The organism is Actinomadura macrotermitis (assembly GCF_009604375.1).
Classification (GTDB): Bacteria; Actinomycetota; Actinomycetes; order Streptosporangiales; family Streptosporangiaceae; genus Spirillospora; species Spirillospora macrotermitis.
Genome location: NZ_WEGH01000002.1, coordinates 364,859 through 383,737 on the forward strand (window position 1 = coordinate 364,859; position 18,879 = coordinate 383,737).

Genomic DNA, 18,879 nt, shown 5'->3' on the forward strand with positions numbered 1-18,879 from the left:
GTGATCACAGGAAGAGGTGCTCCGGTATGACCGCTCAGATCCGGCTCCCGCTCGACCTGCCGCATCCGGCGCGTCCGCAGCGCAACCTCCGCGAGCTCCAGAAGCGGGCCCCGGTACACCGGGTCAGCACCGCCGTGGGCGCCCCCGCGTGGCTGGTGACCGGATACCACGAGATCAGGCGGCTGCTCGGCGACGCGCGCCTCGGCCGCAGCCACCCCGACCCCGACAACGCTCCGCGCAGCGGTGAGTCGGTGCTGCTCGACGGACCGCGCGGTGACTACGAGACCGAGCAGGCGTGGGTCTCGCTGATGCGCTCGCGCCTCCAGCCCTTCTTCTCCCCGCGCCATGTGCAGGCCATGCGCCCGCGCGTCGAGGCGCTCACCGGCGACCTGCTGGACCTGCTGGCGAAGCAGGGCCCCCCGGCGGACCTGGCCGGGTCCCTGGCGCTGGCCCTGCCGCGCGAGGTGATCGGCGAACTGCTGGGCGTCCCGGCGGAGGACAGGGCGCTCCTGGACGAGTGGACGACGGCGATCAGCGACGCCGGGGACCGGGAACGGTCGGCGGGCGGCCTGGCCGCCCTCAACGACTACGGCCGGGAGCTGGTGGCCCGCAAGCGCGCGCGGCCCGGCGAGGACGTCATCTCCCGGCTCGGCGCGGACGGAACGCTCTCCGACGACGAGATCGCCCAGCTCGCGATGGGCGTGCTGTTCGCCGGGTACGAGACCACGGCGGCGGCGCTCTGCGCCGGCACGACGCTGCTGCTGGACTCCCGGGAGCAGTGGCGCACGCTCCGGGCCGACCCGGACCTGGGTCCCGCGGCGGCGGAGGAGAGCCTGCGGGTCGTCAGCCGCCTGCTCCCTCCCGACATCCGCTATGCGCGCGCGGAACTGGGGATCGCGGGGGCCACCGTCGAACACGGCGAGCTCGTGATGCTCGACATGTACGCCGCGGCCCACGACGAGACCGTCTTCGACGATCCGGACCGGTTCGACATCACCCGCGAGAACAACCCCCATCTCTCCTTCGGGTTCGGCCTGCGGTACTGCGTCGGGGCACCGCTCGCCCGGCTGGAGCTGCAGACCGCCCTGACCCGGCTGACCCGGCGCTTCCCCGAGATGCGCCTGACGGTGCCAGCCGGGGAGCTGACCGTGCGCCGTGCCTCGTTCGCCGCCATCCCCGAGTCCATTCCCGTCACCTGGTAGACCGGAGACCGAGAGGAACCCGCATGAGCCTGACGACGAGCGCGTTGCGGGAGGGCGTCGGCCGGATCGCTCCCGCCGTGCTGGAGACCACCGGCACGCCCGGCGCCCTCATCACCGTCGGTTTCGCAGGCCGGCGCCCTCTGACGCTGCCGTTCGGCGTGGCCGACGTGGAGACCGGCGCCCCGGTGACCGCATCGCACACCATGCGGGTCGGCAGCCTCGGCAAGGTCCTGGTCGCCACCGCGATCGCCGGCCTCGCCCGCTCGGGCGAGCTCGACCTCGACGCTCCCATCGACAGGCACCTGCCGTTCCCGGTCGTCAATCCGCTCGGCGGCACGGTGACCCTGACCAAGGCCCTGGCCATGCTCACGGGCGCCGCCACGGACGGATACGACTGGGTCGAGCACCCCGAGCCGCCGATGAAGTACATCGAGCGCGAGCTGAAGCGCGGTGTGGTCCGCGAGTACGGGACGGGCGCGCCGCGTTTCGCCGGCTCGGCGGACACGAACGAGTGGCGCTCCTCCTCGTTCATGTACCAGGTGGCCGCCCTGACGGCCGAGGCCGTGACCGGAATGCCGCTGGGGCGGTACGTGAAGGCCGAGATCCTGGACCCGCTGGGCATGCGCGACACCGCCTGGCGGGACAGCCCGGGGTGGGACGAGATACGGGCCCGCTGCACCACGGGCCACATGGTGTTCGGGAACCGCGCGGTCCCCCTGCCGTGGCACGAGTGCGGGAGCTACCACTCGGTGGGGGCGGTCATGTCCCCCGCCGACCACACGGCGCTGATGCTGGAGCTCATCCGTCCCGGGGGCCGGCTGCCCGGCGAGGTCTGCGAGACGGTGCTGCGGCCCCGGACGAGCGCCCGTGCCGGTCTCCGCGTCGGGTTCGGAGTCCATCTGGCCGGGGATCCGGAGGCGGTGGACTACTGCGTTCGCGCCGTGGGCCACTACGCGTTCGGCTGGTGGGCGGTCTCGCTCGCCTATCCCAACGCCCCCGAGCCGTTCTGCGTCACGGTGTGCACGAATCTCGCGGATCAGCGGGACGTCTTCAACCCGCCCGAGCAGTACTCCTTCGGCATTCTCGCCTTCGAGATCGCGAACTGGATCCTCAGCGGGACGATCGACACGCGCAGCCTGGCCACCCAGGCCGAATGGGGGTCCTATGTCATGGGCCTCGTCGCCGCCGACAGGTTCGCCGGTCTCATGGGCGCGGTCCTGGACAAGGGCCAGATCGTCCGGATGGCCAGGGGGACGCGGGCCGTCGGGCGCTCCTCCGCCGCGCCTTTCGACGAAAGCCTGTTCGTCGAGGGCTATCTGGACATGCAGGCCGCGGCGCGCGCCGGACGCATCGACGAGTTCCTCTCCCAGGAATGCCCGGTCGGGAGCGTCTTCCGCAAACTCGCGCGCAAGGAATGGGGGGCCAAGAACTTCGAGGATCCGTCGCCGGTCCGATTCTGGGTGGACAGGCGGCCCTGACCTTTCTCTCCCTCTCCGGCCGTCCCGGCTCGGAGGTATCATGGCCGGGCGCCCACCGAACGGGCGCCCGGCCATGCGCAGGCCGGGCCGAGCCGGGCAAGCGAGGGGAGGCGCGGGTGCCCACAGGGACCGCGATCCGCGACGCACGCGAACAGCTGTTCAGCGCGGCCGAGCGCGTACTCCTCCGGGACGGGCCGAACGCCCTGACCAGCCGGGCGCTCACCACGGAGGCGGGTGTCGCCAAAGGCGTCCTGCACCGGCACTTCGCCAACTTCGACGCCTTTCTCGCCGAGTTCGTCCTGGACCGCGTCCAGCGGATGGACGCCCAGACCGCCGCCCTGCGCGATGCGGCCGGAACCGGCACCGTCGCCGGCAACCTCAGCCAGGCGCTGACGGCGCTGTTCGGATCGGTCGCCGTCGCGGTCGTCGCCCTCGTCACCTTCCGCGACGAACTGCGGGACCGGTTGCGGGAGACCTGGCCCGCCGGCGTCCCGGTCCTCACCGAGGCGGCCACGATGTTCGCCGACTACCTCACCGCGGAACGCGAGCTGGGACGCCTCGCCCCCGGGGCCGACGTCGACACCGTGGCCTTCACCCTGATCGGGGCCGGGCATCTGCTGTTCGCCGACCGCAAGAGCGCCCCTCCCGAACCCGCCGCCGTCCACAGGCTGGTCACGACGACGCTCGGCGACTCCGTCCGGGACGTGTCCCGCTGATCCACGCGCCGCTCATACCGGCGCGGTGAGCGAACGGGCCAGGGCCCGGGCGAACTCCCGCGGCCGCTCCTGAAAACCCGTGTGACCGCCGGGGAAGCCGACCACGGCGGTGCCGAGCCGGCCGGCGAGCGCGACCGAGGCCCGATGGGCGAGCTGCCCGCGCGAGGTGCTCCCGCCCGCCACCACGATCCGGGCGGGCGAGTCCCGCAAGGCCGCGAGGTCGGGCCGGTAGGACGCGACAGGACGCAGCAGGTGCCGGAAGAAGCGGTCGAGAACGGCCCGCGCGTCGGCCGGCGGCGTGAACGCACCGGGATCGGGTGCCGCCCGGCGGGCCCGCGGCGGCTGCGAGAAGCGCTCGATGCCGGTGACGGCCGCGTACATCTTCAGCGCCGCTTCCCTGCCCTCGTTCTCGTAGGCGTCGCACACCTCGCCGATCGCCGCGCGCAGCCGTCCGGCATCGGGAAGGAGCTCCGGCAGCGGCGGTTCGTGGGCGACGAAGGTGCGCACCAGGCCGGGATACCGGGCGACCAGGGCGAGCCCGGTGACGGCTCCGCCGCTGTTGCCGAACACATGCGCCGGTCCGGCGCCGAGGGCCGACAGCAGCCGGCGCAGGTCGTCGGCCAGCACCTCGACCGTGGTCTCCCGCGACGGGTCCTCGACGACGCTGCGGAACGTGCCGCGCGGATCGTAGGTCACGACCGTGAACTCGCGCGCCAGCAGCGGCGCGATCTGCGCGAAGCCGCCGGTGCCCATGGGCACGCCGTTGAGCACGACCAGCGGGCCGGAGCCGCGGATCTCGTGGTACAGGCGTGCGCCGGGTACCTCCAGGTGCCGGATCCGCGGGTCGCCGATCGCCATGGCGGGTCTCCTCTCTCGCGGTCAGGCCCAGCGCACGCGGAGCGGCAGCCGCCTGGCGCCGCAGATCCCCCGCGCGTCGTGGAACTCGGCTCCCGCTGCCACCGACATCTCGCTCCAGCGGGCGAGCATCTTCGCCACGGCGATCCGGACCTCCAGCCGGGCGAGCGGCGCCCCCAGGCAGAAGTGGATCCCGTGCCCGAAGCTCTGGTGCGCCATGCGCCCGCGGCGGGGATCGAAGCGGTCCGGATCGGGGAAGCGCCGCTCGTCCCGGTTGGCCGAGGCCAGCCACGCCAGGACGATCCTGCCCGCCGGCACGACGCGGTCGCCGAACCGGACGTCCGCGGTGGTCCGGCGCATGCTCGGCGCGAGCGGGGTGCGCAGGCGCAGCACCTCCTCGATCACGCCGGGCAGCCCGGCGGGGTCCGCGCGCAGCGCGGCGGCGTCCTCGGGATGCTCGTCCAGGGTCTGGACGACGTTGCCCAGCAGCGCCGTGGTCGTGATGTGGCCGGCGAGCAGCAGCAGCCCCACGAACCCGACGATCTCCTCGTCCTCCAGGCGCTCGCCGTCCACCTCGGCGGCCACGAGCGCGCTGGTCAGATCGTCCTCCGGCCGGGCCCGGCGGCGGCGGATGTGCTCCAGGCAGTAGGCGTTCATCTCGCGCATGACCACCGCCATGGCCTGCGTGCGCCCGGCGTTCGGGACGAAGCCCGTCTGGCTCTCCGGCGCCACCAGGGAGTCGGCCCACCGCCCGAACGTCGGGCGGTCCCCGGCCGGAATGCCCAGGAGCTCGGCGATGACGGTCACCGGCAGCGGATACGCCAGGGCCGAGACCAGCTCGATCCGCTCCGCGCCGCCCATCGCGTCCAGCAGCTCGTCGGTGATGGCGGCGATGCGCGGTTCGAGCCGGGCCACCACGCGCGGGGTGAACGCCTTGCTCACCAGCGTGCGCAGCTTGCGGTGCTGGGGCGGGTCCTTGCGGAGGACATTGCCCTTGATGAAGCGGTCGACGTCCTCCTGAGCCGGCATGAGCGGGCTGAAGTCGGACGAGAAGGTGCCCGCGTCGTCCAGCACCCGTTCCACGTCGGCATGGCGGAAGACGTGCCATACCCCCGCCTCGGCGTCATGGCTGACGGGTTCGCTCTCGCGCATCCTCCGGAACCAGGCGAGCACCGACTCGGCGTCGCCGGCCTGGTCGGCCAGCCCGGTCCCCCGCTCGGCGGTGGTCATCGCCCTGTCCCTCCCGCCATCCATGCCGAGAACCGGCGCCTGCCGTAGAGCAGCGGTTCCCCCGCCAGGATCTCGGCGCCGACCACCTCGCCGAGCACCACCGCATGGTCGCCGACGTCGAGCATCCCGGCCACGGCGCACTCGGCCACGGCGAGGGCGTCGGACTCCAGCCACGGAAGCCCCTCCGCCCCGGTAGGCCGCCAGTCGACGTGGGCGAACCGGTCGGCCACGGGGGAGGCGAAGATCTCCGCGGCCCGGCGGGCCCCGGCGTTCAGCAGGTTGACCGCGAAGCTCTGCCGCGTCGTGATCGCCTCCAGGGTGGTGCTCCCGGCCTTCAGGCACACCAGCAGGGTCGGCGGTGAGAGGGTGACGCTGCACAACGAGGAACAGGTGGCCCCCCGCGGCAGCATGTCCGCGCCGATGCTCGTCACGACCGCCACGCCGGTCGGGAACGCACTCATCAGCGACCGGTAGGCGTCCAGCCCGACATGGCGGCGCCCGGATCCGGCCGGCCCGGAGGCGGCGGGCGACGCCGCGATCGCGATGGAGCGCAGCGAACTGTAGGCATCGGGCGGGTCGTCCGGATCCCATGCGGTGTGGAACTCCGCCTCCACCCTGTCGAGCAGGGACACCAGCGTCAGCGAGTCGACGCCGAGGCTCAGGAGCGTCGCGTCGCCGTCCACCGGCAGGTCGGCGGGATGCTCGTCCCAGACCTCTTTGAGTAACGATCGAAGGCGGTCGAGGACGTGCTCGAGTTCGGCGCCTTTGGTGCTCATGGTTCCTCCTGTCACGAGCGGGGACCGGCGAGGCCGGCGGCGTGGCAGGCCGCTTCCGTGCGAAGGTGCCGCCGGGTCACCTTGCCCGCCGGGTTGCGCGGCAGCTCCCGGACGACCTTGAATCCGACCGGGCGCTTGTACAAGGCGAGCCGCTCGCGGACCAGCCCCTTGAGCGACGCGACGAACTCCGCGGCCTCGCCCGGGGCCTCGCCGGGGGCGACGACATAGGCGAACGGCAGCTCGCCCCATTCGTCGCTCGGCACGCCGACGACGCACGCGTCCCGCACTCCGGGATGCTCCAGGAGCACGCGCTCGACCTCCGCGGGGAAGATCTTCTGCCCGCCGCGGATGATCACTTCCTTCACCCGCCCGGCGAGGTGGACGTACCCGTGCTCGTCCACCGTGCCCAGGTCGCCCGTGCGGACCCAGCCGTCGCGCACGGCCTCCTCGGTGGCGGCGGAATCGTTCCAGTACCCGCGCATCCGGCCCGGCCCGCACACCCACAGCTCGCCGTCGTCGCGGCTCTCCACGACCGTGCCCATGATCGCCCGGCCGACCGAGGCGCCCGCGCCCCGGGGGACCGCCGACGTGTAGTCGTGCTCGGACGGGGCGAGGGTCGCCACCGGCCCGCCGCCCTCGGTGATGCCGTACACCTGGCGGAATCCGCACCCGAGCGTCGCGTGCGCCTCCAGGAGCAGGGGACGCGGCATCGGCGCCGCCGCGTAGACGACCTCCCGGAGGCTCGGCAGGCTCGCGGACGAGCGCTTTGCGGCCTGTAGGACGAACCTCAGCATCTCCGGCACCAGGAACAGGTGCGTCGCCTCCGCCCGGCGGATCGTGGCGAGGCAACCGGGCGGGCTGAACATCCGCATGAGGACGATGGTCGCGCCGGCGGCCATGTAGACGAGCGGCAGCACCATCGCCCCGTGGGACAAGGGGCCGCAGTGCAGGAACACGGTGTCGCCGCCGGGATCGACGTCGGCCAGGTAGCCCGTCGCCACCGACCGCAGCGACCGGTGGTCGACGCAGACGCCCTTCGGACGGCCCGTCGTCGCCGAGGTATGCAGGATGAACATCAGCTCGTCGTCGGGGATGTCGAGCGGCGGCGGCCGGTCCCCGCTCGCGACGGCGTCCCGGTACCGGCCGCTCTCGAACGCGAGCACGGAGCAGCCGGCCGGGCGGGAGAGCCTGCGCAAAAGCTCCTCTTCACCCGCGATCGCCGAGGTCTCGCATCCCGCGACGATCGCCGCCACCTCGTCCGGGACGGCGCCGTAGTGGACGGGGACCGCGATCGCCCCCACCTTGCCGAGCGCGAAGTAGGTCTCCAGTACCTCAAGGCGGTTGTGCGAGAGGACCGCGACCCGGTGGCCGCGTCCGACGCCCATCGCGTGGAACGCGGCGGCCAGGCCGTCGGTCCGCCGGTCCAGTTCCGCGTAGGTGACACGCCGGTCCGCGTCGATGACCGCGACGCGCTCACCGTGGCGCTGCCGGCCTCGCTCCGATAACCGCGCCATCCAGGCCATCGTGGTGGTCCCCTCCTCGTGCGGGCCGTCAGCCCGACGCCCGCACCGCGCTCATCGCGATCGTGGTGTAGCGCATGGTGAAGGTGCCGCCCACCGCGTCGATGGCCTCGCCGATGCCCGCCTGCACCTCGTGCACCTTGGCCGCCGGGTACTGGCCGTGGTCGCCGTGGGTGGGCAGCTGGTCCACCCACTCGTCGCGGGTGTAGCTCTTCTCCCAGGCGAAGCGCCACTCCTCCGGTTCGCCGAACGCGCCGGCCTCCCGCATCCCGTCCGCGGCCTTGCCGCACAGCATCACGTAGCCGTCCATGGCCTTCGCCGTCCACTGGCGGGCGACGAGCGAGTCGGGCAGCAGCCGCCGGTAGACCTCGCCGAAGGACCGCAGCAGTTCCGGCGGCGGCGTCTCGGCGTTCCAGAACACCGCCAGCCGCCCGCCGGGCCGCAGCACCTGCGCCGCCTTCGCCGCCCCGGCGGCCGCGTCCAGCCAGTGCCAGCTCTGCCCGGAGACGACCGCGTCGAAAGTGCGGCCGGACGGCTCCCAGGTCTCGAAGGTCGCCACTTCGGCCGCCAGCCCGCGGCGCCGGGCGAACTCGGCCATCCGCGCGTCGGGCTCGACCCCGAGCACCGTGCAGCCGGCCGCCTGGAAGAGCCGGCTGGAGATGCCGGTCCCGCAGCCGACGTCGACGACGTCGAGACCGGTCCGGTTCGCGGTGATCCGGTCCACCAGGGCCGCGGGATAACTGGGCCGTGTGCGGTCGTAGCGCTCGGGGTCCGACCCGAACGCCTCGGCCACCTGCCGGTGCCGATGGAGTTCCTTCTCGGAGAGGGGGGTGCGGGCGGAAGGTGTAGTGGGCATGTGCCCATTTTAAGTGGGCACACGCCCACTCGTCAATGGGGTTCGACGAGGGCGAGGGCATGGCCGCGCAGCTCCTCCTCGGCCGTCGTCTCCACCCGGGCCATCGCCAGGCGCAGGACGGGCGGCGCCATCAGCGACGTGATGATCGCGACCAGCACGACGATCGTGTAGCTCGCGGTGCTCAGCACCCCCAGGCGCAGCCCCACCGTGGCCACCACGACCTCGACCACCCCGCGGGCGTTCAGCCCCGCCCCCAGGGCCAGCGCCTCCCACCGGTTCAGGCCGCCCAGCAGCGCCCCGGCGAAGGCGCCGGCGAACTTGCCCGCGACCGCCAGCAGCAGGACGGCCAGCCCCGTCCAGAGCACCAAGGGCCGTCCGAGCGCCGTCAGGTCCATGCGCAGCCCGGCGGCGGCGAAGAAGACCGGAGCGAGGAAGCTCGTCACGAGCGAGCGCAGCGGCGCGAGCCGCTCCGCGCTCACCGCACCGGTGGAGCCGATGACGATCCCGCCCAGGAACGCGCCGAAGATCGGCTCCAGCCCGAGGGCATGGGTGCCCGCCGCCGCCAGCAGCATCAGCGCGATCATCGTCGGAACCGAACGATCCTGCGTCCCCGGCCGGGCCGACCACCCCAGCAGCGGGCCGGCCACCGGACGGGCCGCGAACGCCAGCACCACGACCAGCAGCAGGGCGCCGGCCGAGGCCGCGACCCCCACGGCGGTCACCCCGGTCGCGGCCATCGCCGACACGACCGACAGCAGCAGCCAGCCCGCCGCGTCGTCCACCATCCCGGCCGTCAGTGTGAGCTGGCCGATGTCACGGTGCAGCAGCCCCATGTCCGCCAGCGTCCTGGCGATGACGGGGATCGCGCTGACGCACATCGCCACACCGAGGAAGAACGCGAAGACCCGGCGATCGGCGCCGTCCGCCATCAGGGCCCCGGGCAGCAGGAAGCCCGCACCGACGCCGAGCGCCAGCGGGACGGCCAGGCCGGACAGGCTGACCCTGACCGCCACCGCCCCTTGCCTGCGCATCAGCGCGAAGTCGAGCTGGGCACCGGTGACACCGACGAGGAGCAGCACACCGATCTGCCCGAAGGCGTCGAGAAGGTGGAACTGCGCCGGATCCTTCGGCAGCAGCCATCCGGAAAGGGCGGGCGCGACGTGGTCGAGCAGCGACGGCCCGAGCAGCACACCGGCCAGCAGCTCCCCCGCGACGGTGGGCATCGCGAGCCGCGCCGCCAGGCGGCCGAGCACCACGGCGGACGCGAGCAGCAGCCCGACCTGGAGGAGGAACACCAGCATCGGGTGCGCGGCCAGCGGTGCGACAGGGGCGGCGGAGAGCACCACGGGCGTCTCCTATGCCTGACGGTCCAGCCGGGACCAGAACTCGCGTTCCCGCGGGCTCAGCGCGGCATAGGGAACGAGCCGCTCGGGGTGGCCGTCCGGAGGCGGCTCGGCCGGGATCGGCTCCTCCTGCGCCCCCTCACCGGCGAAGCCGTCCCGCTCCTGGCGCAGATAGAGCACCATGTCATAGGGAAAGCCCATCATCATGCAGTTCATGGCCATCGCCAAACCGAACTCATGCAGCAGCCGGCGGGCCATCCTGCGTAAGTCCATCACGGCTCCCCTTTCTTCATGCGATTCCACCAATGAGTCACAGTGCCGGAGGGAGCCGGTCGCAATGAACCCCCAATAGTGGGGGCTGCCCAAATTCGAGTTCACGCGCTAGGGGTTTTACGCGCACACGGCGGGCCGTACTGTTGGCCGATGACCGATCCGTATATGGAAGAAGCCAGGCGATTGGACGCGGCCGATTCTCTTTCGGGTTTCCGGGACAGGTTCGTGATCACCGATCCCGGCATCGCCTATCTGGACGGGAACTCACTGGGCCGGCTGCCGCGGTCCACCCGCGACCGGCTGCGCGCGCTCGTCGACGAATGGGGCGCGGACCTGATCGACGGCTGGCGGCGGTGGCTGCCGGCCGGCCGCGAGGCGGGCGACCTCGTCGCACGGATCGTCGGCGCCGAGCCGGGCGAGGTCGTGCTGTCCGACTCGACCGGCGTCAACCTGTACAAGCTGGCCGTCGCAGCGCTGGACGCCCGGCCGGGACGCGATGTGATCGTCGCCGCCGCCGACGACTTCCCCACCGACCGGTACATCCTGGACGGCATCGCCGCGGCGCGCGGGCTCAAGGTGCGGTGGCTCGGCTCCGGCCTCGACGACGCCGTGCGACCGGCCGACGTGGAGGCCGCGCTGGACGCCCGGGTCGCGCTGGTGTGCCTGTCCCACGTGGCGTACCGGTCCGGCGCGGTGGCCGACCTCGCCGGGGTGACGAAAGCGGCGCACCGGCACGGCGCGCTGGTGCTGTGGGACCTGTGCCACTCCGCCGGCGCCGTCCAGGTCGGGCTGTCCGCCGCCAACGCGGACCTCGCGGTCGGCTGCACCTACAAGTATCTGAACGGCGGGCCGGGCGCACCCGCCTTCCTGTACGTGCGGCGGAAGCTCCAGCCCCTGCTGCGGCAGCCGATCTGGGGCTGGTTCGGGCAGACCGACCAGTTCGCCATGGGGCCGGACTACCGGCCGGTGCCGGCGATCGAACGCTTCCTCGTCGGCACTCCCCCGGTGCTGGCCGGCCATGCGGCGCTGGAAGGGGCGCGCCTGACGGCCGAGGCCGGGATCGAGGCCATCGCGGCCAAGGCGCGGAGCCTGACCGGGTACGCGCTGCGGCTGGCCGACGCCTGGCTGGCACCGCTCGGGTTCCGGGTCGCCTCGCCTCGCGACGGGCGGCGGCGCGGCGCCCACCTGACCTTGCACCATCCCTCCGCCTGGCCCGTGTGCCAGGCGGCGAAATCGGCCGGGGTGATCCCGGACTACCGTGCACCCCAGCGGCTCCGGCTCGGCTTTCCGCCGCTGTACACCCGCCACATCGACGTGCACAGCGGATTGTCGCGGCTGCGCGACGTCGCGGCGACCGGCCGGTACAGGGACTTCCCTGACGACCCGAAGGGACTGACATGACGACCACGGGCGACGGCGTCCAGCCGGAGGGCTACCCCGCCCGGCTGGCCCGGCTGACCGACGTGCCCGACGGCGCGTACCGGACCGTCCGGTACGGACCCGCGCCGGAGCAGTTCGGCGAGTACTGGCCGGGGGGCGACGGGGCGGCCGTGGTCCTGGTCCACGGCGGCTACTGGCGCAAGCGCTACCGGCTGGACCTGATGCGCCTGCTCGCCGCCGATCTCAACGCCCGCGGGTTCGCGGTGTGGAACATCGAGTACCGGCGGATGGACATGGCGGGCGGCGGCTGGCCCGGCACCTTCGACGACGTCTCCGCCGCGCTGGACGCGGTGACCGGCCTCGACGGCGGGGCGGTCGATCCCGCCCGTGTGGGCCTGGTCGGCCACTCGGCCGGAGGACATCTCGCGCTGTGGGCGGCCCACCGGGCGGCCGGGCCAGGGCGGGTCTCCCCCGCCGCGGTGGTGTCGCTCGCGGGGGTGTGCGACCTGGTGACGGCCGCGCGGCTGGGGCTGAGCAACGGCGCGGTGGCGGAGCTGCTCGGGGGCGGGCCGGACGACCTGCCGGAGGTGTACCGGCGAGCCGACCCGATGGCGCTGGTCCCGCTCGGTGTGCCGCAACTGGTGGTGCACGGCACCGCCGACGAGGACGTGCCCATCGAGCTGAGCCGGCGCTACGCCGAGGCGGCGGGCCGCGAGGCGGTGCTGCTCACCCTGCCGGACGCCGACCATATGGACGTGATCACTCCGGGCACGGCGGCCTGGGCGCGGATCGCGGAGGAACTGGGCCGGCTCCTGCCGCCCGGCCGGTAAGGCGCCCGGGCCGGCCGGGCCGGCGGACGTCCGCCTCGGACGGGTTCGCGAACCCGTCCGAGGCGCCGCCGCCGCGTCAGCGGCCGTGAATGGCCCGCAGCAGCTCGTAGTTGCTGGGCAGCGTCTCGGCATACTCCCGCTGGCGGCGCTTGACCTCATCGAACAGCGGTTCCGCCGCGCGCACCGACTCCGGCTTGTAGGCCAGTGCCGGAAGCGGCCGGTCGGGCAGGAATCCCATCCCGGTGAAGATGCAGTAATAGCTGCCGTTGGTCCAGAAGTTACGGAACTCCGTTTCGAAGTTGCCGTAGTAGTCGCTCTCGCCCGTGATCGGCTGGTTGATCGCGAGCCCGGCCTTGTACATCGCCATCTTCTCCTGGATGGCGTCGGACAGCTTGAGTTCTTTGTTGGCCTTCCAGAACTCGGTGTCGATGCGCGGCGAGCAGTAGAAGTGGGCCTGCAGGAAGTCCCGCGTGTCGTCGAACATCACCTGGATCTCGCGGTTGAAGCGGTCCACGAGGGCCGGGTCGAAGTCGCCGTCCGGGATGAGCTTCGCCAGCCAGTACAGCGCGGCGTAGGTGAAGTAGATGCCGGTGGACTCCAGCGGCTCGACGAAGCACGAGGCGAGTCCGACGCTGACGCAGTTCTTCACCCAGGCCCGGCGGTTGCGGCCGACGCGGAACCTGACGTGGTTGAACGTCTCCTTCTCAGGGTCCAGGCCCCACATCCGGCTGAACTCCTCGGTCGCCTCGTCCTGGGAGGCGAACCGGCTGGAGTACACGTAGCCGGTCCCGAACCGGTCCAGCATCGGGATCTTCCAGGTCCAGCCGGACTTCATCGCGATGGACGAGGTGTACGGCTCGACCCCGAGGCGCTCGTCGTCGTTGGGGATCGCCGTGGCCACCGCGCGGTCGCACAGCAGGTGGTCGCTCATGTCCACGAAGGGCTCGCCCATGGCCTTGTTGATGAGCAGGCCGCGGAACCCCGAGCAGTCCACGAACAGGTCGCCTTCCAGCACCCTGCCACTGGCGGTGCGCAGGCCGGTGATGTGGCCGCGCTCGTCCAGCAGCGCCTCCTGCATCGTGTCCTGGACATGCTCGACGCCCTGGCGCCCGGTGGCGAAGCGGCAGAGGAAGTCGGCGACGAGCTGGGCGTCGAAGTGCCACGCGTACCGGGTGGCACGGCGGCCGTCCAGCCACCGGGGCCCCCGCTTGGCGTCCATCATGGCCGGTTCCGCCATGCAGGCGTAGTCGAAGGGCTCGTCGGTCTTCCCGGCGTGGTGGCGCTGGAACCAGTAGTGCGACAGCGGGATCTGGTCCTCGTCCGGCAGCAGGCCGAACGGGTGGTGGAACTGGTCGGGGCGTCCGTCAAGGTCGCGCGGGGTGCTCTGGGACTCACCGGGGCTGCGCCAGTTGATGAACTTGACCGCCAGCTTGAAGGCGGCGTTGCATTCGCGCATCCACTCGTCCTCGGGGATGCCGAGGTAGTCGAAGAACGCCCGCTGCAGGTTCGGCACGGTCGCCTCGCCGACGCCGATGCGCGGGATCGAAGGGGCCTCCAGCACCGTGATGTCCACGGTGCCCTGTAAGGCCTTGCCCAGATAGGACGCGGCCATCCAGCCGGCCGTCCCCCCGCCGAGAATGACGATCTTCTTGATGCGGTTGCCGAAGGCGTCCATGGTTTCCCTGCCCTTCTCCGTGTTTCACGTTCGCGGTGCGGATCGCTGGACCGCGGGCTCACACCCTCGCCCGCAGATCCCAGAGTTCGGGGTAGAAGCGCTTGGCCGTGGTGGCGTGCAGATAGGCCACCCCGGCGGAACCGCCGGTGCCGCGCCGCCGCCCGATGAGGCGCTCCACCATGGGGACGTGCCGGGCCCGCCAGAGCCCGAAGCCCTCGTCGTGCTCGATCATCGCCTCGGCCAGCCGGACCAGCCCGTCGCCGGGCACCTCCGCCCGGTACAGCTCCACCAGGTCGGGATCGCCCTGCCGCGTGCGCAGCCGCCGGAACTCGTCCCACAGGGACGGTTCGGCCATCCGGCGCTCCAGCCGGGTCCGCTCGGGCTCCGACATGCGCGTCGTGGTCAGGTAGTCCGGATCCTTCAGCCCGGACAGGAACTCGATCTCGCGGAACTGGACCGACTGCAGGCCGCTGGAGCCCGCCAGCGTCCCGCGCAGCGCGGCGAAGCCCCCCGGGCTGATCGTCTCCAGCGTGGCGACCTGCGCGACCAGGATCTCCTCCACCGCGCGGACGCGCCGCAGGCAGTACACCGCGCGCGGGATGTCGTCGGCCGCCACCGCCGCGACGGCCGCGTCCAGCTCATAAAGGACGATCTTGAATTGCAGCTCGTACACCTGGTGCACGGTGAAGAAGAAATGCGCGTCGTGCGCCTCCGCCGACTCCCGCTGCAAGGACAGCAGCGTGTCCAGCCGCAGGAAGTCCCCGTAGCGCGGTTCCCACGACGCCGGCTCCGCCGGCGCCCGCGACATCAGTAGGACTCCTTCGCGTTCACGCGGGCCGGCGCGTAACGCTCGCCCGGCCTGGGCCGGAAGTGCTCCCACCGGGGCCGGTCGCCGTCGGGGCTGTCGCCGAGGACGACGACGCGCAGTCCCGTCCGGCGCTCGGCGTAGTCGTCGACGGCATAGTGCTGCGTGGCCCTGTTGTCCCAGATCGCCACGTCGCCGTCCCGCCACCGGTGGCGGCAGGTGAACTCCGGGGACGTGGAGAACTCGCAGAGGAACTGCAGGAGCGCGTCGCTCTCGTTGCGGCTGAGCTGCGCGATGTGCGAGGTGTGGGCCCGGTTGACGAACAGGGACCGCCGCCCGGTCTCCGGATGCACCCGGACGACGGGGTGCTCCGCCCTGCTGTCCAGCCCCGGAATGTGGATGGCGTGGATCGCGGTGAGGCCGTCGAGCAGCTCGCGCAGAGGCGCCGACAGGGCCTCGTACGCCAGGTACTGGTTCGACCACATGGTGTCGCCGCCCGTGCCGGGACTGCGCACGATCTGCAGGATGGAGCCGATGGGCGGGTTCGGCGAGTAGGTCATGTCGGTGTGCCAGATCGGGATCTTGCCGTCCTGCTCCGAGTCGATGATCTGAATCTCCGGATGCCCCTCCAGATGCGGCAGGTAGGGGTGGACCTCCAGTTCCCCGAAGCGCCGGCCGAACGCCACGCGCGACCCGGGCGGCCAGTCGTGCTGGCCCCGGATGAAGATCACCAGGTATCTCAGCAGCAGCCGGCGCAGCTCCGCGAACTCCTCATCGGTGATCTCCGCGAGCCGCACGCCGCGGACCTCGGCGCCCAGCGCGCCCGACAGCGGCCGGACATCGAACGCCGTCGTCATTGACTCCGCCATCTCTCACACTTCCGTTCTCATCGGTCAGCGGTACATCCGGGTCCGGCTCACTCCGGCGCGAGCGAGGGCATCGCCCTGCGATCGGGCAGCACGCCCAGCTGGAAGAGCCTGTCCAGCGGCCCGAGGCGGCGCATGCCGAGGCCCGACATGTTGTAGGTCGTCAGATAGCTGAGCCGCGCGCTCCTGGCCGTGCCGGACAGCAGCCGCCGGCCCAGCAGCCGGCCGCCGCGCGACGTGGAGGTCATCATGCGCGCGGCGTTGTGGCTCATCGCGTGGACGTCGCCGATCCTGCCCATCCGCTGGTCCTCGTAGCCGCGCAGCGCCCCGTCCACCGCCGCGCCGTCACCAAAGTCGATGCCGGAGAGCCGGGCGGCGAGCGCGTGCGCGTCGCCGATGGCCGTGTTCATCCCCTGGGCGGCCAGGGGATGCACGCTGTGCGCGGCCTCACCGATCAGGGCGATGCCGGGCCGCGCCAGCGACGCGGCCACGTACCGCCAGACCTTCAGCAGCTGGCGGCGGTCCAGGCCGCCGGGGATCGCGGACGCGAGCGGGCCGAGCGCGGGCACCTGACCGACGAGTTCCGCGGTCCACCGCCGCAGCCGGTCCGCCCCACCTCCCCTCATCTCGTCCGCCGTCACCTGGACATAGACGCGTGTCGCCCCCTCCGGCAGCGGATAGACCATGACCAGCCCGCGGTCGGTGACATAGGCGGACACCTCGCCGGCGACCGGCGGCGGGCACGGCAGCTCGAAGGTCAGGAGCCGGTGACCGTAGGCGACGGGCTCCGCCGCGATCCCCGCCGACCTGCGCAGCCGCGAGGACATGCCGTCCGCCGCCACGACGAGCCGCGCGCCGATGTCGCGCGTGGCGCCGCCCTCGGTGACCCGCACTCCGGCGACACGGCCGCCGGGGTCCCTGATGACGTCGTCCACCAGGACACCGCGCCGCCACCGCACCGTCGGGCCCAGCGACTCCCCGAGGCACTCCAGGATCGTCGTGTAGTGGTGGGACAGCATCCAGGACCGCTCGCCGCCGAGCGCCCCGAAGTCCATGGCCAGCAGTTCGGCGCCGTCCGCCCTCCTGGCGACGAGCCGGTCGATGCGGACCGCCCGCCTGGCCTCCAGCGTGCGGAGCACGTCCCACCCCTGCAGGATGTCCAGCGAGCCGGGCTGGAGGACCTCGCCCTTCGCGATCGGGGGCTGCCGGCGCTTCTTGTCCAGCAGGACCACGTCCAGCCCGAGCCTGCCGAGGGCGTTGGCCGCCGCCAGGCCCGCGACGCCTGATCCGCAGATCACGACGTCGGCGTCCAGGGGTTGCGGCGCGTATCCCGTTGTCATGACGCCCTCTGTTTCTCGAACGGGCCGTCCGCCGCCGCGGCCCGGTAGCTCCCGAGCGCCTTGAGGGCGAGCCCGTTGACGATCAGACCGTCCACGTAGTAGGCGAGATCGCGGATGTGCATGCAGACCGGGCTCGCCTTCCACAGGCCGTCGCTCTGCTGGGCGGAGACGATCCATCCGGCCGCGCGCCGCAGGCGCGGGTCGTCCGCCGGTACGCCGCAGGCGAGCAGGCCCCGCAGGGCCCACGCGGTCTCCTCCACCGTCCCCGCCGAGGCGTCGTCGCCGGGCGTGCCGGTCTCACCCGGCCCCCACGACCCGTCCGCGAGCTGGGCGTCCAGCAGGGCCTCGCGGGCGCGCACGGCGACCGGGTGGCCGGCGAGCCCGGTACGGCCGAAGGCCACGAGCGCCATGGACGTCCCCGGAGTGAGCCCGCGGTACCAGAGGGCCTCATAGGTGCCGTCGGCACGCTGGTGGGCGAGCAGCCAGTCCAGCGCCTTGCCGATTCCCGGGTCCTGCCGGGAGGCGCCGCCGTCGAGCAGGACTTCGACGGACTGCGCGGTCACGTAGGGGCACGGGCCGTCGTTCGCGAGCGTGGTGTCGGGCACGAAGGTCCCCCACGAGCCCGTGCGGTCCTGCCGCGACTCCAGCCAGCGCAGCCCGCGCCGCAGGCTCTCCGCCCCGTCCTCCCCGCCGCCTTCCCGGCCGGCCGCCACGAGGGCGGACAGCACATTGGCGCTGTCGAGGATGTTCGGCCACCCCCGGGGCCCTTCCCAGCCCCAGCCGCCGGGGGGCGCGTCGAAGATCGCGAACGCCTCGTCCTGCTGGCAGCCGCGCAGCCACCGCCTCGCGCGCGCCAGCCGGGGGTCGGCGGCGAACCCGGCATCCGCCAGGCCGCGCGCGATGTAGGAACCGCCGATCAGATCGAGTCCCTGCATGATGTGCCAGGAGCCGTCCGCGTGCACGTTCGACCGGAGGTAGCCGACGGCCTCGGAGATCAGGGCGTCCGGCGCGCCGGCGCAGCACAGGCCGATGCACACCACCGCGACCAGCCAGTTGTCCCCGCCGTAGCCGCCGCGATCGTTCTCGCCGCGTTCCACCTCCGCGAGCGCGCGGAGCCCGGCCGATCTGGCCGGCCGGCTCAGCAGGCGCTGGAAGCCCTTCGGCGGGCTGTGCCGCGCCTGGACGAACGCCATGGCGACGAAAGGCGCCACCCGGAAGGACAGCCGGGCACGCCAGAACCGCCGGGGGAGCATGAGCAGCTCCAGCGGGATGCGCCGTGCCCCCCGGATGTCCCCGAGGCCCGCCAGCATGAGGAAGGTCGCGGCCATGTGGGCCATACCGGGATCGGTGAACGCCCGCATCCCACCCTGCCGGTCCAGCAGGTCCGTCGCGCGCCGCACCGGTTCCCGCGACGCCTGCGGATCCAGCAGGTGCAGGGCCGACGCCGCGACCACGGTCGGCACCGGCTGCGTGGGGGCTCCGGCGACCCCGCCCCACCCGCCGTCGGCGTTCTGGGCGCCCGCCAGCCACCGGACGCCCCGCTCGACCAGGTCGCGCGAGCGCTCGGGATCGGCCAGGTGCAGGGCGACGACCGCGCCGGCCGTGCCCAGTACGGCGGTGGGCCGCCGGTTCGGCCAGGATCCGTCCGGGCGCTGCAGCGCGAACAGGGCCTCGGCGGCCCGCACGACCGAACCCTCGATCCGACTGTTCATGGTCGCGCACATGGGACCACCC

Annotated in this window: 17 protein-coding genes; 5 read left to right on the forward strand and 12 right to left on the reverse strand. The window is 72.7% G+C overall.

The genetic code is table 11. From position 1 onward, the window contains the following. Positions 1–26 precede the first annotated feature (26 nt). The 3 genes from ACRB68_RS13460 (at position 27) to ACRB68_RS13470 (ending at position 3,396) form a co-directional block, all read left to right on the forward strand. Positions 27–1,202 carry a cytochrome P450 gene (locus ACRB68_RS13460; protein WP_153532836.1) on the forward strand — a complete coding sequence of 392 codons (1,176 nt, stop codon included), beginning with the start codon at positions 27–29 and terminating at the stop codon, positions 1,200–1,202. 23 nt (positions 1,203–1,225) lie between these two features. After that, entirely contained in the window at positions 1,226–2,680 is a 1,455-nt protein-coding gene (locus ACRB68_RS13465; protein WP_153532837.1) for a serine hydrolase domain-containing protein, read from the forward strand. Positions 2,681–2,796: 116 nt separating this feature from the next. Then, positions 2,797–3,396: a TetR/AcrR family transcriptional regulator gene (locus ACRB68_RS13470; RefSeq protein ID WP_328594155.1), complete on the forward strand. Its 600-nt coding sequence runs from the start codon at positions 2,797–2,799 to the stop codon at positions 3,394–3,396. Between the two features lie 12 nt (positions 3,397–3,408). Here the strand turns inward: ACRB68_RS13470 and ACRB68_RS13475 are convergent, their stop codons facing one another. Genes ACRB68_RS13475 through ACRB68_RS13505 form a run of 7 tightly spaced genes read right to left on the reverse strand, consistent with a single transcriptional unit; the run spans position 3,409 to position 10,234 of the window. Then, positions 3,409–4,254, reverse strand: coding sequence for an alpha/beta fold hydrolase (locus ACRB68_RS13475; protein WP_153532839.1), 846 nt, complete (start codon positions 4,252–4,254; stop codon positions 3,409–3,411). A 21-nt stretch (positions 4,255–4,275) separates the two neighbouring features. Then, positions 4,276–5,481 (reverse strand): cytochrome P450, encoded by a 1,206-nt coding sequence (locus ACRB68_RS13480; protein WP_153532840.1) that lies wholly within the window; start codon positions 5,479–5,481, stop codon positions 4,276–4,278. After that, positions 5,478–6,257, reverse strand: a complete 780-nt coding sequence (locus ACRB68_RS13485) for a flavin reductase (RefSeq protein WP_153532841.1) — start codon at positions 6,255–6,257, stop codon at positions 5,478–5,480. Before ACRB68_RS13485 ends, ACRB68_RS13480 begins: the two co-directional genes overlap by 4 nt. Before the next feature lie 11 nt (positions 6,258–6,268). Then, positions 6,269–7,771 carry a class I adenylate-forming enzyme family protein gene (locus ACRB68_RS13490; protein WP_207709684.1) on the reverse strand — a complete coding sequence of 501 codons (1,503 nt, stop codon included), beginning with the start codon at positions 7,769–7,771 and terminating at the stop codon, positions 6,269–6,271. Positions 7,772–7,808: 37 nt separating this feature from the next. Further along, positions 7,809–8,633 carry a class I SAM-dependent methyltransferase gene (locus tag ACRB68_RS13495; protein WP_153532843.1) on the reverse strand — a complete coding sequence of 275 codons (825 nt, stop codon included), beginning with the start codon at positions 8,631–8,633 and terminating at the stop codon, positions 7,809–7,811. 32 nt (positions 8,634–8,665) lie between these two features. Further along, positions 8,666–9,979 carry a cation:proton antiporter gene (locus ACRB68_RS13500; RefSeq protein WP_328594158.1) on the reverse strand — a complete coding sequence of 438 codons (1,314 nt, stop codon included), beginning with the start codon at positions 9,977–9,979 and terminating at the stop codon, positions 8,666–8,668. 9 nt (positions 9,980–9,988) lie between these two features. Beyond that, on the reverse strand, positions 9,989–10,234 hold the full coding sequence (locus ACRB68_RS13505) for a DUF6059 family protein (RefSeq protein WP_153532844.1): 246 nt from the start codon (positions 10,232–10,234) through the stop codon (positions 9,989–9,991). Between the two features lie 180 nt (positions 10,235–10,414). Here ACRB68_RS13505 and kynU point away from each other — a divergent pair, with 180 nt between their 5' ends. Next, positions 10,415–11,650 carry a kynureninase gene (gene kynU, locus ACRB68_RS13510; protein ID WP_235959538.1) on the forward strand — a complete coding sequence of 412 codons (1,236 nt, stop codon included), beginning with the start codon at positions 10,415–10,417 and terminating at the stop codon, positions 11,648–11,650. Further along, positions 11,647–12,459: an alpha/beta hydrolase family protein gene (locus ACRB68_RS13515; protein ID WP_153532846.1), complete on the forward strand. Its 813-nt coding sequence runs from the start codon at positions 11,647–11,649 to the stop codon at positions 12,457–12,459. Before kynU ends, ACRB68_RS13515 begins: the two co-directional genes overlap by 4 nt. A gap of 76 nt (positions 12,460–12,535) precedes the next feature. On the opposite strand, the gene ACRB68_RS13520 is transcribed toward ACRB68_RS13515, so the two are convergent. From ACRB68_RS13520 to ACRB68_RS13540, 5 genes are read right to left on the reverse strand one after another with little or no spacing between them, the layout of a single operon-like run. After that, complete coding sequence (locus tag ACRB68_RS13520) at positions 12,536–14,134, reverse strand: tryptophan halogenase family protein (RefSeq protein WP_153532847.1); 1,599 nt, start codon at positions 14,132–14,134, stop codon at positions 12,536–12,538. A 58-nt stretch (positions 14,135–14,192) separates the two neighbouring features. Continuing rightward, positions 14,193–14,942: a tryptophan 2,3-dioxygenase family protein gene (locus tag ACRB68_RS13525; RefSeq protein ID WP_153532848.1), complete on the reverse strand. Its 750-nt coding sequence runs from the start codon at positions 14,940–14,942 to the stop codon at positions 14,193–14,195. Further along, complete coding sequence (locus ACRB68_RS13530; RefSeq protein ID WP_153534775.1) at positions 14,942–15,796, reverse strand: TauD/TfdA dioxygenase family protein; 855 nt, start codon at positions 15,794–15,796, stop codon at positions 14,942–14,944. Before ACRB68_RS13530 ends, ACRB68_RS13525 begins: the two co-directional genes overlap by 1 nt. A gap of 59 nt (positions 15,797–15,855) precedes the next feature. Beyond that, positions 15,856–17,145 carry an FAD-dependent oxidoreductase gene (locus ACRB68_RS13535; protein WP_207709685.1) on the reverse strand — a complete coding sequence of 430 codons (1,290 nt, stop codon included), beginning with the start codon at positions 17,143–17,145 and terminating at the stop codon, positions 15,856–15,858. Continuing rightward, the gene (locus ACRB68_RS13540) at positions 17,142–18,857 is read right to left on the reverse strand and encodes a prenyltransferase/squalene oxidase repeat-containing protein (protein WP_207709686.1); all 1,716 of its coding nucleotides are present in this window, start codon (positions 18,855–18,857) and stop codon (positions 17,142–17,144) included. Before ACRB68_RS13540 ends, ACRB68_RS13535 begins: the two co-directional genes overlap by 4 nt. Positions 18,858–18,879 lie beyond the last annotated feature (22 nt).

Bases quoted from the DNA above. Each gene is read 5' to 3' on its own strand.
- ACRB68_RS13460 (WP_153532836.1), top strand. From the start codon at position 27: ATGACCGCTCAGATCCGGCTCCCGCTCGACCTGCCGCATCCGGCGCGT.
- ACRB68_RS13465 (WP_153532837.1), top strand. From the start codon at position 1,226: ATGAGCCTGACGACGAGCGCGTTGCGGGAGGGCGTCGGCCGGATCGCT.
- ACRB68_RS13475 (WP_153532839.1), bottom strand. From the start codon at position 4,254: ATGGCGATCGGCGACCCGCGGATCCGGCACCTGGAGGTACCCGGCGCA.
- ACRB68_RS13480 (WP_153532840.1), bottom strand. From the start codon at position 5,481: ATGACCACCGCCGAGCGGGGGACCGGGCTGGCCGACCAGGCCGGCGAC.
- ACRB68_RS13485 (WP_153532841.1), bottom strand. From the start codon at position 6,257: ATGAGCACCAAAGGCGCCGAACTCGAGCACGTCCTCGACCGCCTTCGA.
- ACRB68_RS13490 (WP_207709684.1), bottom strand. From the start codon at position 7,771: ATGGCGCGGTTATCGGAGCGAGGCCGGCAGCGCCACGGTGAGCGCGTC.
- ACRB68_RS13495 (WP_153532843.1), bottom strand. From the start codon at position 8,633: ATGCCCACTACACCTTCCGCCCGCACCCCCCTCTCCGAGAAGGAACTC.
- ACRB68_RS13505 (WP_153532844.1), bottom strand. From the start codon at position 10,234: ATGGCCCGCCGGCTGCTGCATGAGTTCGGTTTGGCGATGGCCATGAAC.
- kynU (WP_235959538.1), top strand. From the start codon at position 10,415: ATGGAAGAAGCCAGGCGATTGGACGCGGCCGATTCTCTTTCGGGTTTC.
- ACRB68_RS13515 (WP_153532846.1), top strand. From the start codon at position 11,647: ATGACGACCACGGGCGACGGCGTCCAGCCGGAGGGCTACCCCGCCCGG.
- ACRB68_RS13520 (WP_153532847.1), bottom strand. From the start codon at position 14,134: ATGGACGCCTTCGGCAACCGCATCAAGAAGATCGTCATTCTCGGCGGG.
- ACRB68_RS13525 (WP_153532848.1), bottom strand. From the start codon at position 14,942: ATGTCGCGGGCGCCGGCGGAGCCGGCGTCGTGGGAACCGCGCTACGGG.
- ACRB68_RS13530 (WP_153534775.1), bottom strand. From the start codon at position 15,796: ATGACGACGGCGTTCGATGTCCGGCCGCTGTCGGGCGCGCTGGGCGCC.
- ACRB68_RS13535 (WP_207709685.1), bottom strand. From the start codon at position 17,145: ATGACAACGGGATACGCGCCGCAACCCCTGGACGCCGACGTCGTGATC.
- ACRB68_RS13540 (WP_207709686.1), bottom strand. From the start codon at position 18,857: ATGAACAGTCGGATCGAGGGTTCGGTCGTGCGGGCCGCCGAGGCCCTG.